At 66.4% G+C, this 14,770-nt stretch carries 15 protein-coding genes and 1 pseudogene; 10 read left to right on the forward strand and 6 right to left on the reverse strand.

Annotated features, from left to right (window positions below; translation table 11 throughout):
- The first annotated feature begins 92 nt into the window (after positions 1–92).
- Positions 93–1,310: a PucR family transcriptional regulator gene (locus K7711_RS26790; protein ID WP_222972237.1), complete on the forward strand. Its 1,218-nt coding sequence runs from the start codon at positions 93–95 to the stop codon at positions 1,308–1,310.
- 257 nt (positions 1,311–1,567) lie between these two features.
- Here the strand turns inward: K7711_RS26790 and K7711_RS26795 are convergent, their stop codons facing one another.
- On the reverse strand, positions 1,568–2,497 hold the full coding sequence (locus tag K7711_RS26795; protein WP_222972238.1) for an alpha/beta fold hydrolase: 930 nt from the start codon (positions 2,495–2,497) through the stop codon (positions 1,568–1,570).
- Positions 2,498–2,997: 500 nt separating this feature from the next.
- On the opposite strand from K7711_RS26795, the pseudogene K7711_RS26800 reads away from it, so the two are divergent.
- From K7711_RS26800 to K7711_RS26805, 3 genes and pseudogenes are all read left to right on the forward strand, one after another.
- Positions 2,998–3,690 (forward strand): annotated as a pseudogene (locus K7711_RS26800) (cytochrome c oxidase assembly protein); the annotation flags it as partial.
- Positions 3,691–3,814: 124 nt separating this feature from the next.
- Positions 3,815–3,994, forward strand: coding sequence for a DUF8175 domain-containg protein (locus tag K7711_RS49640; RefSeq protein ID WP_504740680.1), 180 nt, complete (start codon positions 3,815–3,817; stop codon positions 3,992–3,994).
- Complete coding sequence (locus tag K7711_RS26805; RefSeq protein ID WP_222972239.1) at positions 3,964–4,122, forward strand: DUF8175 domain-containg protein; 159 nt, start codon at positions 3,964–3,966, stop codon at positions 4,120–4,122. The genes K7711_RS49640 and K7711_RS26805 overlap by 31 nt, the downstream gene beginning before the upstream one ends.
- Positions 4,123–4,155: 33 nt before the next feature.
- Here the strand turns inward: K7711_RS26805 and K7711_RS26810 are convergent, their stop codons facing one another.
- Positions 4,156–5,877 carry a chloride channel protein gene (locus K7711_RS26810; protein WP_222972240.1) on the reverse strand — a complete coding sequence of 574 codons (1,722 nt, stop codon included), beginning with the start codon at positions 5,875–5,877 and terminating at the stop codon, positions 4,156–4,158.
- A gap of 350 nt (positions 5,878–6,227) precedes the next feature.
- On the opposite strand from K7711_RS26810, the gene K7711_RS26815 reads away from it, so the two are divergent.
- Positions 6,228–6,722, forward strand: coding sequence for a MarR family winged helix-turn-helix transcriptional regulator (locus K7711_RS26815; RefSeq protein WP_222972241.1), 495 nt, complete (start codon positions 6,228–6,230; stop codon positions 6,720–6,722).
- A 132-nt stretch (positions 6,723–6,854) separates the two neighbouring features.
- Here K7711_RS26815 and K7711_RS26820 read toward each other — a convergent pair whose 3' ends face one another.
- Both K7711_RS26820 and K7711_RS26825 read right to left on the reverse strand, forming a co-directional pair.
- Positions 6,855–7,172 (reverse strand): BrnA antitoxin family protein, encoded by a 318-nt coding sequence (locus tag K7711_RS26820; RefSeq protein WP_222972242.1) that lies wholly within the window; start codon positions 7,170–7,172, stop codon positions 6,855–6,857.
- On the reverse strand, positions 7,169–7,456 hold the full coding sequence (locus K7711_RS26825) for a hypothetical protein (protein ID WP_235747856.1): 288 nt from the start codon (positions 7,454–7,456) through the stop codon (positions 7,169–7,171). The genes K7711_RS26820 and K7711_RS26825 overlap by 4 nt, the downstream gene beginning before the upstream one ends.
- 230 nt (positions 7,457–7,686) lie before the next feature.
- Between K7711_RS26825 and K7711_RS26830 the strand changes: the two genes are divergently transcribed.
- Together K7711_RS26830 and K7711_RS26835 are read left to right on the forward strand one after the other, a co-directional pair.
- The gene (locus K7711_RS26830; protein ID WP_040821941.1) at positions 7,687–7,878 is read left to right on the forward strand and encodes a YegP family protein; all 192 of its coding nucleotides are present in this window, start codon (positions 7,687–7,689) and stop codon (positions 7,876–7,878) included.
- Between the two features lie 88 nt (positions 7,879–7,966).
- Positions 7,967–8,626, forward strand: a complete 660-nt coding sequence (locus K7711_RS26835; protein ID WP_222972243.1) for a class I SAM-dependent methyltransferase — start codon at positions 7,967–7,969, stop codon at positions 8,624–8,626.
- A gap of 28 nt (positions 8,627–8,654) precedes the next feature.
- On the opposite strand, the gene K7711_RS26840 is transcribed toward K7711_RS26835, so the two are convergent.
- A complete protein-coding gene (locus K7711_RS26840) occupies positions 8,655–10,154 on the reverse strand; it encodes a flavin-containing monooxygenase (RefSeq protein WP_222972244.1) in 1,500 nt (499 codons plus the stop codon).
- A 703-nt stretch (positions 10,155–10,857) separates the two neighbouring features.
- On the opposite strand from K7711_RS26840, the gene K7711_RS26845 reads away from it, so the two are divergent.
- Together K7711_RS26845 and K7711_RS26850 are read left to right on the forward strand one after the other, a co-directional pair.
- Positions 10,858–11,199, forward strand: coding sequence for a hypothetical protein (locus K7711_RS26845; RefSeq protein WP_222972245.1), 342 nt, complete (start codon positions 10,858–10,860; stop codon positions 11,197–11,199).
- A 430-nt stretch (positions 11,200–11,629) separates the two neighbouring features.
- Entirely contained in the window at positions 11,630–12,271 is a 642-nt protein-coding gene (locus K7711_RS26850; RefSeq protein WP_040821938.1) for a response regulator transcription factor, read from the forward strand.
- A 3-nt stretch (positions 12,272–12,274) separates the two neighbouring features.
- On the opposite strand, the gene K7711_RS26855 is transcribed toward K7711_RS26850, so the two are convergent.
- Positions 12,275–12,745, reverse strand: a complete 471-nt coding sequence (locus tag K7711_RS26855) for a pyridoxamine 5'-phosphate oxidase family protein (RefSeq protein WP_372460196.1) — start codon at positions 12,743–12,745, stop codon at positions 12,275–12,277.
- Between the two features lie 199 nt (positions 12,746–12,944).
- Between K7711_RS26855 and K7711_RS26860 the strand changes: the two genes are divergently transcribed.
- Complete coding sequence (locus tag K7711_RS26860) at positions 12,945–14,732, forward strand: GAF domain-containing sensor histidine kinase (protein ID WP_222972246.1); 1,788 nt, start codon at positions 12,945–12,947, stop codon at positions 14,730–14,732.
- Positions 14,733–14,770 lie beyond the last annotated feature (38 nt).

The raw sequence follows: 14,770 nt of genomic DNA on the forward strand, positions 1-14,770 counted from the left end.
CATCCCAGAATATCGATGCGCATTTGTACCGGTGGCACAATAACTTGCGAAAATGCGCCGGGAAAGCTCCGGCCGTCCGGTACGGTCCCGGCATGAGCGCGGACGTCAACCAGGCCACCCTCGAGCTCGCCGAACGTCTCAGAGCCGATTTCGACGACCTGACCAGCGAGCTGACCTCGATGTTCATCGAGGTGATCCCCGAGTTTCGCCATGACGACGAAGTCCGGCGGCTGATGATCGCCAGCACCGCCTCCAACGTCGCCGCCATCCTCGACATGCTGGCCCTGAGCATCTCCCGTGACGACATCACCGTGCCGCCCGCCGCCGCCGAATACGCCCGCCGCTTCGCGCAGCAAGGATTGTCGCTGGAAGCCCTGTTGCGCGCCTACCGGCTGGGCGATCACTGGTTCACCCAGCGCACCATCGCCGACCTGCGCGCGCACGACGTCGCACCCGCCCTCGCACTCGAAATCACAAGTCGCAGTGCCGGTCTGGTCAACGGCTACATCGATCAGGTCATCGAAGGCATCATCGACATCTACGAGAGCGAACGTCGCCGGTGGGATGCCCGTTCGGAAACCGCACGCGCGGTACAGATCCGCGCGGTACTGGACACCGACAATCTCGACCTGACCGACGCGGAACAGATGCTGGGGACCTCACTTCGCGGCTGGCACCTGGCCGCGATCGTTTGGATCCGCACGCCCACCGCCGCAATCAACCTACTCCAGGTCGGTACCACCATGCTCGCCACCGCCACCGGCAAACAACCCCTCACCGCCCTGATCGACGAGCGACACTGCTGGGCCTGGATCTCCTCGGTCGGCAAGCCGGTCCTGGACGAAGATCGCCTGCTGCGGGATCTCCTGCGGCGCAAGAATATCCACATCGCAGTCGGTGAACTCGGATCGGGCCTCGACGGATTCCGGCAGACCTTCCGCGATGCCCAACGCGCCCGCAACCTCGCCCTGCTCTCCGAGCCCGCCCCGCCACTGACACTGCACTCGCGGGTGGCCCTGGCCAGCCTCCTCGTCGATCACCTGGCCGACGCCCGAGCCTGGGTGCGACGAGTACTGGGCGACCTCATGCGAGACGACGAGGCAACCACCCGCCTACGCGAAACCGTCCAGACCTATCTCGACACGCGCGGCAGCCTCACCGACGCCGCCGCCCGCATGCACGTCCACAAGAACACCGTCCACTACCGCATCCGCCGCGCCGAAGAAGTCCTGGGCCACCCGTTGACGGTCAACCGCCTCGAGACCGAAGCCGCACTGATGATCGCGCGGCAACTCGGGATGATCGGCTGAGGAACTCGGACCACGACCTGGTCGTGCTCGCGATCGGCGTGGTGGCCGCCGGGGGCGTGCCGGCCGAACATGGTGCCGGCGGCCTCGCACCAGTACTCGAGCACTACCGATTCACCGTGCCCGCGGCGGATCGGAGCACTGAAGGCCAGACCTCGAGCGACCTCGACCGTCAGCATCGACACCTTCGGATAGTCCGGGTGGGCGGCAAGTTCCGCGCCGAACACGGTGCGCGCGGATCTCGACTTCAACATCGCCAACTATCGGGGATCGGGAATGCCCGGCGGCGAGGACGCGACCGTCCGGATCGAATCCCACTGAGCCAGGGCCGTGCGCAAAGTCGCGACGAGTGGAAGGGGTTGATCCATCATCGGATGGTGGCCCGCCTCGGCCAATTCGACGACCGTCGCAGGGCGGTCGAACAGCCCCGCAATCTCCGAGGCCCGCTCCCGGCTCACCAACCCACGTTCACAACGGAGGTAAATCACCGGGATCTCTCCGGTCCGGAGTGGTTCGAGGGGTGGGATACGCCCTTGTTCGAGACGCTTGCGCAGCATGTCGGGATCGAACTTCCAGACCCATCCGTCATCGGTTTTCCGCACCGATTCCGCGGCGACATGTCGCGCGATGTAGGGAAGCAGGATGTCCTGTTCCGGCACAGTGCGAAACCGGCGACAGATCTCGTCCTCGCTCGGGTACGTCTTCGGCATGCGACGCAACTGCCAGGCGATGGCCTCCTCGGACGGCTCTTGAAACGGCGAATCGATGACGATCAGGCCCGCAACCGATTCGCGATGCCGGGCACCGACCACACCGGCCACCCTCCCGCCCATACTGTGCCCGACGATATATGGCTGTCCATCGATCCCCGCGGCCTCGGCCGCCGCCATCACCTCATCGGCCCAACCCTCCATCGGGTACCGGGATCGCGTGGCGCTGTCACCGTGCCCGGACAAATCCAGCGCCACCACACGACGAGTCGTCGCGAGCAGCGGAGCAATATGGTCCCACCAGCCCGAATGCGCCGACCCGCCATGCACCAGAACCACACCGGGCGTTCCGGCCCGTCCCCAACAGCGCAGATGAATCGCAACCCCGTCGACCTCGACCTCACGACGTTCGGGCAACTGCGCGACAGCCCCGGTGAACCAATCCGGTACCACGACATCCGACTCCGCCGCCACCGCCATCGTCGCTCCTTCGTCGCGGATCTACTCCACGGACCATATAGCCGACAGGTTGTGCCGCGATCATCACCTGCCTCGGCCGGTACACAGTCCTGGAGTGCTGATAGCCCTCCTTGCGGGTCGACAGCGGTGACCGAGCGCGAGATCACCACTACCGCAGACGTTTCCCCGGCGCTGACCATGCGGCACTACGGCACCAACGACGCGCTGCGGACTGTGGTCGATGAGCATGCGGCCGCGGGCGACACCGCCAACCGATCCGCACAACCAACAGCGCGATGTGTTCGAAGACATCGCCGAGGCTGCAGAGTATTTCGCGAACGGACGGGTACCGGCGGACCCGGGTAACCGATGCCCGAATCAGGTGCAGTGAGCAACAGTTGCATAATGCTCGTATGAGTATGTCGATGACCAGCAGGGCGCCGACATTCGCCGATGTGCTGACCACCTGGACCTTCTCGCCGGTCGCGGATGTGGTGCTCCTGCTGGCGGCATTCGGGTACATGGGACTGGTGGTGCGTCTGTGGCGGCGAGGCGAGCGGTGGCCGCCGGTGCGGATCGTGAGTTGGTGTGCGGCGCTGGTGTGCCTGGTGCTGGTGCTGGACAGCGCTGTCGCGATCTACGCGCATCAGTTGTTCACCGCGCACATGGTGGTCCACCTGATGATGATCACGGTGATTCCGGCGTTGCTGGTGTGGGCGCAGCCGATCCGGTTGCTGCACCAGGGCGGCGGGCGGCATACCCGCGGTGTGATCGACCGGGCTCGGTTGCGGTGGCCGTGGCGCGCGTTGCTGTCGGCGCGGCTGACGGTCCCGCTGTATGCCGCGGTGCTGGTGCTCACCCATCTGACCGGTTTTCAGCAGGCCATGGCGACTCATATGTGGATTCACGACGCGGAGTTGCTGCTGTATCTGGTGAGCGGGTATCTGCTGTTGGTGCCGCTGGCCGGGGAGGAATTGTCGGTGGAACCGCCGTGGCCGTACGGGCTGCGGCTGCTGGTCCTGGCGGTCTGCGTCGGGCCGGACACATTGGTGGGGGTGACGCTGATGATGTCCTCGACGGTTCTCGCGCCGGCCTATGCCGCCTCGCGCTCCTGGGGGCCCGATGCGTTGACCGATCAGAACATCGCGGGGGTGATCATGTGGTTGGGGGGCGACGGTCTGATGATGCTGTTGATGGTCCTGGTCGCCGGGCTGTGGGTGCGGTCGGGAAACAGCGCTCGCAGCTTCGGGCCCTGGCTCGACGGTGTGCGCCGCCGCGCCACTTTGGGGGAATTCGCCTCCGGCGGTGGCGATATCGATGACGAACAGGCGGCGCTGGATGCCTACAACGCGCGACTGGCAGCCCTGCACGGGCATGCGGCGCGGCCACACGAGCTGGAAAACATGGCACGGGGCGCGGTTGCCGTTCACGGACATGTGGGGTCCGAGCCGGGTGAACGGTGATGTCGCAACGGGATTCAACCATACGTGGCGTTGCGGACCTCCGGCGGGGACCTGAGTGCGTTGCGTGTCACCGAGGTCTGGCGCGACGGGGATTGGAAGGCCGAACTACCGGCGCGGGGTGCGGCAGCGCGGCCGCTGTCCGGTCTCGGCGGATACCAGCCGTGGCCGGGCACGCCCCGGTGAGGATCCCGTAACACCCCACCGGGGCGGCGGTGTTCAGCCGGTCTGTGGATTCTGGACGGCCAGCAGCACCGCCCGGTGTGTCAGCCAGCCCACCACGGTGTTCCCGGCGCGGTCCAGGACCGGCAGGCCGGTGCTCGTGGAGGTGTGGAGTGTGTCGAGAGTGTCTGCGAGAGTGGCAGTTTCGATGATACCCGGCGGCAGGACCGCCAAGTCGCCGACGGTGGCCCGGTCTGCGGCGGGATCGGACAGGGCTTCGGCCACCGACTGAGCGGTGAGGCAGCCGTGGTACTGCTCGTCGGGGCCGGTCACCGGCACGACTCCGTTCGGGGACAGCAGTATTGCGCGAGCCGCGTCGGTGAGCGGGGTGCGGGCGGGGATCGGCTCGGGCATCGGTTCCATGACCGAAGCCACGCTCGCACGCTCGAGGTGGGCGGCCGAACGATGATGCGCCGCATCGAGGTTCACGCCGCGGCGGGTCAGTTTCAATGTGTAGATCGTCTCGCGGGACAGGATCTTGGAGGTCAGTGTCGCGGTGACGATGGCCAGCATCAGCGGCAGGATGATGCTGTACTCGCCGGTGAGCTCGAACAGGATGACCACGGCGGTGATCGCCGCGCGGGTCGCGCCCGCGAACGCCGCTCCCATACCGATCAGCCCATACATGCCAGGAGCGGCAGTCGCGGCCGGGAACAGTTGGTGCACGACAACTCCGAATGCGGTGCCACCCATGGCGCCGATGAACAGCGAGGGCGCGAACACCCCGCCTGAGCCGCCGATCCCGATGGTCAGGCTGGTGGCGAGGATCTTGCCGGCCATCAGCGCCAACAGCATCCACACGACGTACTGGCCGTCGATCGCGTGCGCCAGAACGGGATATCCGACCCCGTACATCTGCGGCAGGGCCAGCAGGAGCCCGCCCAGCAGCACGCCGCCCACGGCGGGACGCAGCCATTCCGGTCCGCGCCACGCCCAGTCGCACGCGTCCTCGATCCAGTACAGGATGTGCGTGAACGCGACCCCGACAGCGCCGATCACGATGCCCAGCAGTGCGAAGATCAGATACTCCCACCCCGACTTCAGACCGAAGGCGGGCAGATCCAGAAAGGGGTTGTCCCCGAACGCGGCCCGGCCGATGACGCTGGCGGTCACCGAGGAGAGCACCACCGCGCCGAACGATTCGGCCGCGAAGTCCCGCAGGATCAGCTCCATCGCGAAGAACGGTCCCGCGATCGGTGCGTTGAACGTCGCGGCGATGCCTCCGGCCGCACCACAGGCGACCAGGATGCGCAGCCGGTTCTCCGGCATCCGGGTCAGTCGGCCCAGACTCGAACCCCACGCGGACCCGATCTGCACGATCGGTCCCTCCCGGCCCACCGAACCGCCCCCGCCGATGCACAGCGCCGAAGCCAGCGCCTTGACCACCGTGACCTGCGGCGGAATCCGGCCACCTCGCGCGGCGACCGCGTACATCACCTCCGGCACGCCGTGCCCGCGCGCCTCGGGCGCGAACTTGGTGACCAGCGGACCGTAGATCGCCCCGGCCACCATCGGGGCCAGTACCACGAACCAGATACCCAGCACCGGGATGTGCGGATTGGCAACCCTGCCCGCCGCCGAGTAGTCCGCGTGCCCGGACAGGATCCGGGTGAAAGTCGTTATCAGCCAACGGAACACGATCGCCCCGAGGCCCGAGCCCGCGCCGATGATCACAGCCAGCGTCACCAGCCCGCCGCTGCTGCGGCGCATCCAGTCCATGATCGGCATATTCGCCGGCAACGGCAGAAGCCTTCGCCGTTCCGGCGCCGCTGTTCCGATCCGCATCCCGGTCATCGCAGAACCCTCATCATCCGCACCACACCGCCATCCTCAAACACATGCACAGTGCAACAATTGTAGTGGGCTTGAATTCGACCCGACACATGGGGCGAAACCCTCGCTGCCATCGGGGATTTCCTCCGAAGCCGGCGCCGGGAGAGGTGTGGTCGAGAGTTGTTCGGGAGAAACACAGTGCCGTGGGAGCCGGGTACCCGGCGGTGCGGTTTCCTGTAACTCCGGCGAGACGGCAGGATGACCGGGGAATGCGTAACGCGACAACGGAGGTCGGTATGACGGGAAGGGCTCGGCAACAGGTGGCAGGAGCCTCGGTGGACGAACTCACCGACGCCCTGCTGACCGCGTCACGGTTGCTGGTGGCCCTGTCGGCGCGTTCGATCGCTCACGTCGACGAGACGATCACCATCCCGCAGTTTCGCACCCTGGTGATCCTGTCGACGCGTGGACCGTCGAAGATCGCCACTCTGGCCGGCCTGTTGAAGGTGCAGCCGTCGACCGCGACCCGGATGGTCGACCGGCTCGTGCTCGCCGGCCTGATCGATCGCAAACAGAACCCGGAATCGCGCCGCGAGTTGATCATCGAACTCACCGCGCGCGGGCGCGAGGTCGTCGCAGGGGTCACCGATCGCCGCCGCCAGGAGATCGCCGCTGTCGTCGAGCGCATGCCCGCCGCCGACCGGAACGGAATGATCCGGGCCCTGACCGCCTTCAGCGCAGCCGGCGGCGAACCGCCCGCGAGTACCGACATCGACGACTATCAGCTGTGACAACCTCGGGGGCGGCGGGACAATCGGCGATGTCGGTACATGGAAGGCGTGCAGAGCCGATCACTCTTCGCGGCCGGAGGATCGCAGCAGCGTTCGCTCGTCGACGCCGATCCTGGCCGGGCACCGATCCGGTCAGGCGGTCGCGCGCAGGCTGTTGAGGGCGCGGATCGCATCCGAGAGCGGGATCATCCGACCGGGTTGCTCGGCGGCCAAACCCATTTCGATGAACTGGCGAATCAGCATCGACGCGGTGATGCCCTGCTCGGCGGCGTTGTCGCGGACTCGGTCGCGCATGTCCTTGGGCATCTTCAGCGAGGTGGTGACCATGCCTTCCTCCAGCTCGGCCGATGTCGGCGGCAACGCCGGCACACCCGCGTCGTCGCTGTAGGTCAGCGAGTCGAGAAACTCCTGCGGGTCCTGACCGGGCTGCGGTTGATAGTTGTCGGTCATCGGTCTGCCTCCCATGCAGTGAACTCCTCGAGCTGGCGTGGTCCCATCGGCGCCGCCAGCAGGATCTGCCACCCGCCGGGTACGAGGGGCAGTTGACGCAGAACCACCACCAGCGGACGGCCCTCGTCGGTCCGGCCCCACACGGTCAGGACCGGTAACCCGTCCTTCGTGGTCGCCGTCCGCGGCCACCGTCGGGGCGAGTACAACACCTCGATCACTTCCCACTTCGCGACGTGGGCATTGTCGAGGAAGGAGCGAGCTCCGACCCACCATTGGTACTCCACGCAGCAACTATAATACCCCGGTATTATCCCAGATGGCGCCGCCGAATGAACTCGCCCCGCCGGCACGGGCACGGCGCACGCGGGCAATCCCTCCAGCCGAGCCCGCCGCAGCTCGGTGATGCGATTGCCGAATGGTAACTATTCCGGATCTTTGTGGGGTTCGTCGTGCGTGGGGTTCTACTGTTTTCGGGTCATGTGTTATCAGGTCAACGAGAACCGAGGTAACCGAGATGGCAGCGAAATTCGAGATGTACAAGGACAAGGCCGACAAGTATCGGTTTCGGCTCAAGGCCGCCAATGGTGAAGTGATCGCCGTCGGTGAGGCGTACGAGAGCAAGGCCGCGTGCAAGAACGGGATCGAATCGATCAAGAAGAACGCGCCGGCCGCCGAGATCGTCGACCGAACCATGGCAGGGGTCTGAAAAAGCTCCCGTCCCGCCGGGATTCGAGACATCCCGGCGGGACGGACTCCCGATCCAGCACTGAAATTCCTGGGGAGCAGGAGTGGAAATGCGGAGCCGGTTTTTCGCGGTGTGGTACAGCGTGCTCATGAGTGGCGCCGAACCGGTCCTGGTTCGGCCGGTGCGGGCCGGGCTGTTGTCGTCCGCGCGCGGGAACCTGCTGATCGTCGGGCTGGGACCCGGCCATGACCTGCGCTACCTGCCCGCGGCGGTCACCGCGGTGACCGCCGTCGAGCCGAACCCGGTAATGCGGACCGTGGCCGCGCGTCGCGCGCGCAAGCTCGGTGTCGAGCTGGACCTGATCGATGGCGTCGCCGAAGCGCTGCCGTTCGCGGACTGCGTATTCGACACTGTGGTGTCACCGTTTCTGCTGTGCAGCGTCGGCGACGTCGCGGCCGCTCTCGCCGAACTCCGCAGAGTGTTGCGGCCGGACGGTGAACTGCTCGTGCTCGAGCACATCCGCGCCGCCGACGGCACCCTGCTCGGCCGTCTGCAGGACCTCACCGAGTCGCCCTGGCACGCACTCGCCGACGGTTGTCACCCCAACCGGCGAACGAACAACGCCCTGGCCGCCGCCGGATTCGACGTCTCCGGCCTCGCCACCGGAACTTTCCCACTCCCCACCCACATCTCGCGCTATCTGGTCGGCCGAGCCCCTGTCGCGTCGCACCCGACCAGCCCTGCCGACACGGGCCGCGTCGTCCGCTGATCGGCCCGGCCGAGATGCCCGATGTCGTTCAGGCCGAACGCGACTCCGCAGCCGGACGCGTCGCGGCCGAACGTCGGCCGAACTCGAGCACACCGTCCTCGATCGCGCCCTTGCGCAGCAGTTTGCGGTCCCGGAAGTAGTTGTTGATCACCTGCCACGGGCCGCGCGTGCCCTGCCGCGGCATCACCGCATCACCGCGCTGGATATATCCCGAAGTCAGTGCGCCGCCCATCATCGAATGCTCCGAGCGATCGCCCTCGCGCGGAACCGCCACCACCGTCGAATAACCATGGGACCGCATATGATTCAGCAAGCGGCAGAAGTACTCGGCGGCCAGATCGGCCTTCAGCGTCCAGGACGCGTTGGTGTAGCCGAGCACGATCATCGCGTTCGGCACACCGCCCAGCAGTGCGCCCTTGTACGCCACCAGATCCCGCGTCTGCACCGGTTCGCCGTCGATCAGCACCTGCGCCCCGCCGAGTATCTGCACCGTCAACCCCGTGGCACTGATGACGATGTCCGCCTCGAGCTCCTCTCCCGACTCGAGCCGAATACCGGTCTCGGTGAAGGTCTCGATCCGATCGGTGGCGATCGAGGCACTGCCGTCGCGCAGCACCTTGAACAGATCCCCGTTGGGGACCACGCACAGCCGCTGATCCCACGGGTCGTACTTCGGGCTGAAGTGGCGCATGTCGATTCCGGAGCCGACCTGCATCCGCACCGCGCTCAACAGCAGTTTGCGGGACAACTTCGGATTCGTGCGCGAAAGCTGGAAACTCGCGCGCTGCAGCGCGATGTTGCGCGCCCGGCCGATCCGGTAGGCGATCGCGTCGGGCACCTTCGCCGCCTTGAATCCGACCGCCACCGGATCCTCCGCCGGAAGGGCGGTGATGTAGGTGGGCGAACGCTGCAGCATCGTCACGTGCGCCGCGTCGCGGCTCATCGCGGGAATCAGGGTGATCGCGGTCGCGCCGCTACCGATCACCACGACTCGCTTGTCGCGGTAGTCCAGATCCTCCGGCCAGTGCTGGGGATGCACGATCGGCCCGCGGAACTTCTCCTCGCCCGGAAAGTCCGGCCGGTAGCCCTTGTCGTAGTCGTAGTAACCGGTGCAGCCGACCAGGAAATTGCTCGTATAAGTTTCGGTCTCACCGGACTGCTCGTCGATCGCGGTGACCGTCCAGATCCCCGCCTCGCTCGACCAGCTCGCCTCGGTCATCCGCCGGCCGAACCGAATGTGCTCGCTCACCCCGTACTCCGCGGCGGTGTCGGCCACGTACTGCCGGATGTGCGGCCCGTCGGCCAGCACCTTGGTCCCGTTCCAGGGCCGGAACCCGTACCCGAAGGTGTACATGTCCGAATCCGACCGAATCCCCGGGTAGCGGAACAGATCCCACGTCCCGCCGATGGCCGTCCGCCGCTCCAGAATGGCGTAACTGCGCCCCGTCCCCTCCCGGGTCAGATGGCAGGCCATCCCGATTCCAGAAAGACCCGCGCCGATGATCAGTACGTCGACATGCCGCGTCATTGAGGTATCCGTTCCGTGCGATCCCGCCCGGACGACCGTGACCGGGCACACCCGAAGGGTACCTGTTATCGACAGTAACGTCTAGATGGCCTCCCCTACCGCCACTCCTGTACCCGAACGAAACCGACCCGCCCGCCGAAACCTCACCACCCACCCACCCGAGAAGCTGCCGCCTTCAGCTCTGGGCCGTTTGAAAGTGGCTTGCACCGGGGTTGGCGATTCCATCTGGAGTGGATTACATATATAGATGCGCATAGGGCGATACACAAATTGATTGATTACCAAAGACACCTGTACCGATCAAGCGCCGGATCCTCCGCCACAGACTGGCATGGCTGGAGGCCGCCAAACCTGATCCGACTTCGCGCCGCCTCCCCTACCTCGCCCTCCTCCGAAACTGAAACTGCTTGCAGTCCGGGCACTTTGGGCGCTCGCGACCTCTCCCCCACGTCTGCGCGACAACTCGGAGAAGACACATGTTTGGATGCGAATATCTGAGTATGAGTGTTTCTTCGCAAACCGTTCGGATCGCCGGAGGCTTCGGAAGACGACCACGCGGCCGGGCGAGTGGACGGCTCGCGTTTCGGAAACTGCACGTCGCGGTATCCGCTGTGTAGCGGTCTGGATCCGATCCCGATCGCTCGCCGGAAACCGTTCTCGGGCACGTGCTTTCGCAGTAACCTTGAGGGACGAGGTGATGTGGGTGGACATCGTTATCTTCGCCGGGTGTGCGGTGGCCGTGCTGGTTGCCTGGTGTGTCGTCGCGTTGCGCATCACCGGGCGGATACATCGTGTGCGTCTACGTCGACATCGACGACCGCCTCGGCCCACTCCCCCGGCGCCACAGGATCAGCCCGCCGCGGTGATCGATATGCGGATGAGCGTCGAATGGGCATCACCCCGACAGGTCTGGCCCGCGCTGACGGCCGAGAACACGTTGCTGGCCGCGCGGCTCGCCGGGCGGATGACGCCCGGCGAATACCGAGCCCGGATGCTCGAACTCGCTCGCCGATGCGAACCCCGGCCGACCGCCGGGAGCGAATGACGCTCGTTATCCGCAGGTGAACCGGCATGTCGGGGACTTTCGTCCCGGTGCCGCGAGCCGCCCGGCCCTCCCCGGCCCCCGCGGAACCGACAAAGCTGATCACAGCGAGCTGTTTTCCGTACCCATCGACGACACATTCAGGACCGAGGTTGAACAGCATTCCTGTCGCACGACTGCATACCGGGCCGACCGTTCCCGAAACCCGCCCACCGATCTGGCCCGCACTTGCGGTCGCTGCAGTGATGTTCGCAGCAGCAGCGGCCTGCCTACCTCGGTTCCCCGGCTGGGCATCCGACTACGGCGCCATTTTGGTTTACTGGGCATTGTCCCTTCATCTGATTATCGCGATCGGCTTGGTCAGATGGGCTGTGCGAGCCAGATGGACGGATTATCGTAGCCAAAAGCACCGGACGGAGAACGGATATCGCCGATGATCAAGGTGTTCCTGGTCGACGACCACGAAATCGTGCGTCGCGGCCTGGTCGACCTGCTCGGGGAGGACCCCGAGCTGACCGTTGTGGGCGAGGCGGGCGACGTGGCGCAAGCAATGGCGCGCATCCCCTCGCTACGGCCCGACGTGGCTGTGCTGGACGTGCGCCTACCCGACGGGAACGGCATCGAACTATGCCGTGATCTACTTTCCAGGATGGACGGCCTGCGCTGTCTCATCCTGACCTCCTACACCGACGAGCAGGCCATGATGGACGCGATCCTCGCCGGCGCCAGCGGTTATGTCGTGAAGGACATCAAGGGGATGGAGCTGGCCCGCGCGATCAAGGAGGTCGGGTCGGGCCGATCCCTTCTGGACAACCGAGCCGCCGCAGCCCTGATGACGCGCCTGCGCGAGGGCGCCGACGGCCCGTTGGCCGTGCTGACCGAGCAGGAGCGCAAACTGCTGGAGCTACTCGGCGAGGGGTTGACCAACCGGCAGATCGCCGAGCGCATGTTCCTGGCGGAGAAGACCATCAAGAACTACGTCTCGCGACTGCTGGCCAAGCTGGGCTTCGAACGGCGGACGCAGGCGGCGGTGTACGCATCCAAACTCCGCACGGGACAACATAATCCGTTCTGAGGATCAGCACGGGCCGCGCAGCGCGACGCCGCTGACGAGCGTCGGTTCGATGGCCACGAGGACGTCTCCGACCCGATCCAGGCGTGATCGCAACATCGGTTCGTACCGCGCGATCAAGTCCGGGTCGGTGATCGGGTGCGCCGGACCGGTCACGACCACGGCCCACCCGGTCTGTCCGCGCGGGTCGAGGTCGTCTGCCTCGTAGGCGACCACGATCCGGTCGTGCGAGCCGCACACGGCGGCCGTGCGGCAGTTCAGGCGGACGAGCACGATTATCCGGTCGTCCTGCACGATATGGCGCACCGGACGAATCGCGGGCAGCGCGTCGCGTGTGAAGACCACGCGCCCGCACGGCGCTCGACCCAGCAACTGCATCACCTCGGTGCGATCGAGGTCGACGACGGTGCCGTATCCCGGAGGTTCCCCGCTCGTGGGCTCCGGGTCAGCACCAGTGGGGCTCGGCTCGGTCCACACGTCGCGACCGTCTCCTTCCCTGACACCTGCTGTTTCGTTACCGTGTCGTGTTCCATCCGATCACCACATCGGGTGCGTCCGACAGAGAAGAAGGTCCTCAGCAGCGGATCACCCGGGCACCAGGGGGTCGAATGCACCGATCCGGGCGTATGATTTCCGGGCCCGAGCGTGATACCGCCGACCGTCAGGATTGCCCGATATGGCCGATCTGCCGGACGGGGCAGCGCGAACCGCGACGCCCCGGTCCGAAGCCTCGACGGGTTCCGGACATGCGTCCGGATCCGGACCGTATTCGATCCGTGATGCCCTCTCCCAGTTACGGTTGCGAGAACTGCTCGCCGAGGTCAGGGAGCGCGTGGACGAGGTCATCGATGTCCGGGACCGGATGGACGAACTGATCGAGGCGATCCTCGCGATCACCTCTGGACTCGACCTGGACGACACGCTGCACACCATCGTGCGCACCGCGGTCAGCCTGGTGGACGCGAGTTACGGTGCGCTGGGCGTGTACGGCCCGGATCGCCATCTGGACAAGTTCGTCCATCAGGGCATCGATGCCGCGACGCTCGAGCGGATCGGTGTCCTGCCGCAGGGGCGCGGGCTGCTCGGTCTGATGTGCGATGACCCGCGCACCGTGCGTCTGAGCGAGATCGCCGCACATCCCGCCGCGATCGGCTTCCCAGCGAACCATCCGCCGATGCGGTCGTTTCTCGGTGTGCCCGTTCGGATTCGGGACGATGCCCTGGGCGGGCTGTACCTGGCCGAGAAGTCCGGCGGGCAGTCGTTCACCGACGACGACGGGGTCATCGTCGAGGCATTGGCCGCCGCGGCCGGGATCGCGATCGACAACGCCCGCCTCTACGAATCGGTCCGTGCCCGCCAGGACTGGACCGCGGCGACCCGCGACATCACCACCGAATTCCTGGCGGGCGCCCCCACGACGGAAGTTCTGGCGGACCTCACCGACCGGGCTCTGCGGCTGACCGGCTCCGAGTGGGCGTGTCTGGCGCTGGCACCGGATCCGGACGACCCCGACGCGACCTCCGATGAGCTCGAGATCACCGAGTGGTCCGGTCCCACAGGACGATTCGGACCCGGACACGCACTGAGCATCGATGGCACCGCGGTCGGCACGGTCCTGCGCGAGCGCCGGTCCGCGACGTTCGACGACGCCGAATCCTGCGATCTGGCCGAACTCGTCCCCGACATCGGTCCCGTCCTCATCGCGCCGCTGCACACACCGGATACCCGGATCGGGGTACTGGTGCTCTTGCGAGCCGCCGGATCGGCACAGTATTCGGCCGAAGTCACGGATCTGGTCACCGGATTCACCGATCAGACGGCGATGGCGATGCAGCTGGCGCGAGCACAACGGCGCATGCAGGTGATCGACATCCTCACCGATCGCGACCGGATCGCACAGGATCTCCACGATCACGTCATCCAGCAGTTGTTCGCCATCGGCCTGACCCTGCAGGGCACCATTCCGCGCACGACATCGAACCAGGTGCGCGACCGGCTCACCGGCGTGGTCAACGATCTGCAGGATGTGGTGCAGGAGATCCGCACCTCCATCTTCGAATTGCACGGCGGCGACCGGCGTGGGGCGCAACTGCGCGAACGCCTCGAGTGGGCGATCCGGCAGCAGTGCGCGCACCGCGAGGTGCGGTCCGCGCTGCGGGTCGACGGGCCGCTCTCGGTGATCGAACCCGAACTCGCCGAACACGCGGAAACCGTTGTGCGCGAAGCGGTTGCCGCGGCCTTGCGACGTTCGGGCACCACATGTGTGGAGATCGCGGTCGGCGTCGCGAACGATCTCACGGTGCTGGTCACCGATGACGGCGCACCGAATCCGCGCGATCCGTTCTCCTCCGCATCGGCGGATCTGCGTCGGCGCGCCGACCGGTCCGGCGGCCGGTTCACCGTGGGCCCGGCGGCTCCGACGAAGACGGGCACCCGGCTGTTCTGGTCCGCTCCCCTGCACTGAGACACCGGATCGATCGTTCCGTAGAGAATTTCGTCCCC

The organism is Nocardia coffeae (genome assembly GCF_019890715.1).
GTDB lineage: Bacteria > Actinomycetota > Actinomycetes > Mycobacteriales > Mycobacteriaceae > Nocardia > Nocardia jiangxiensis.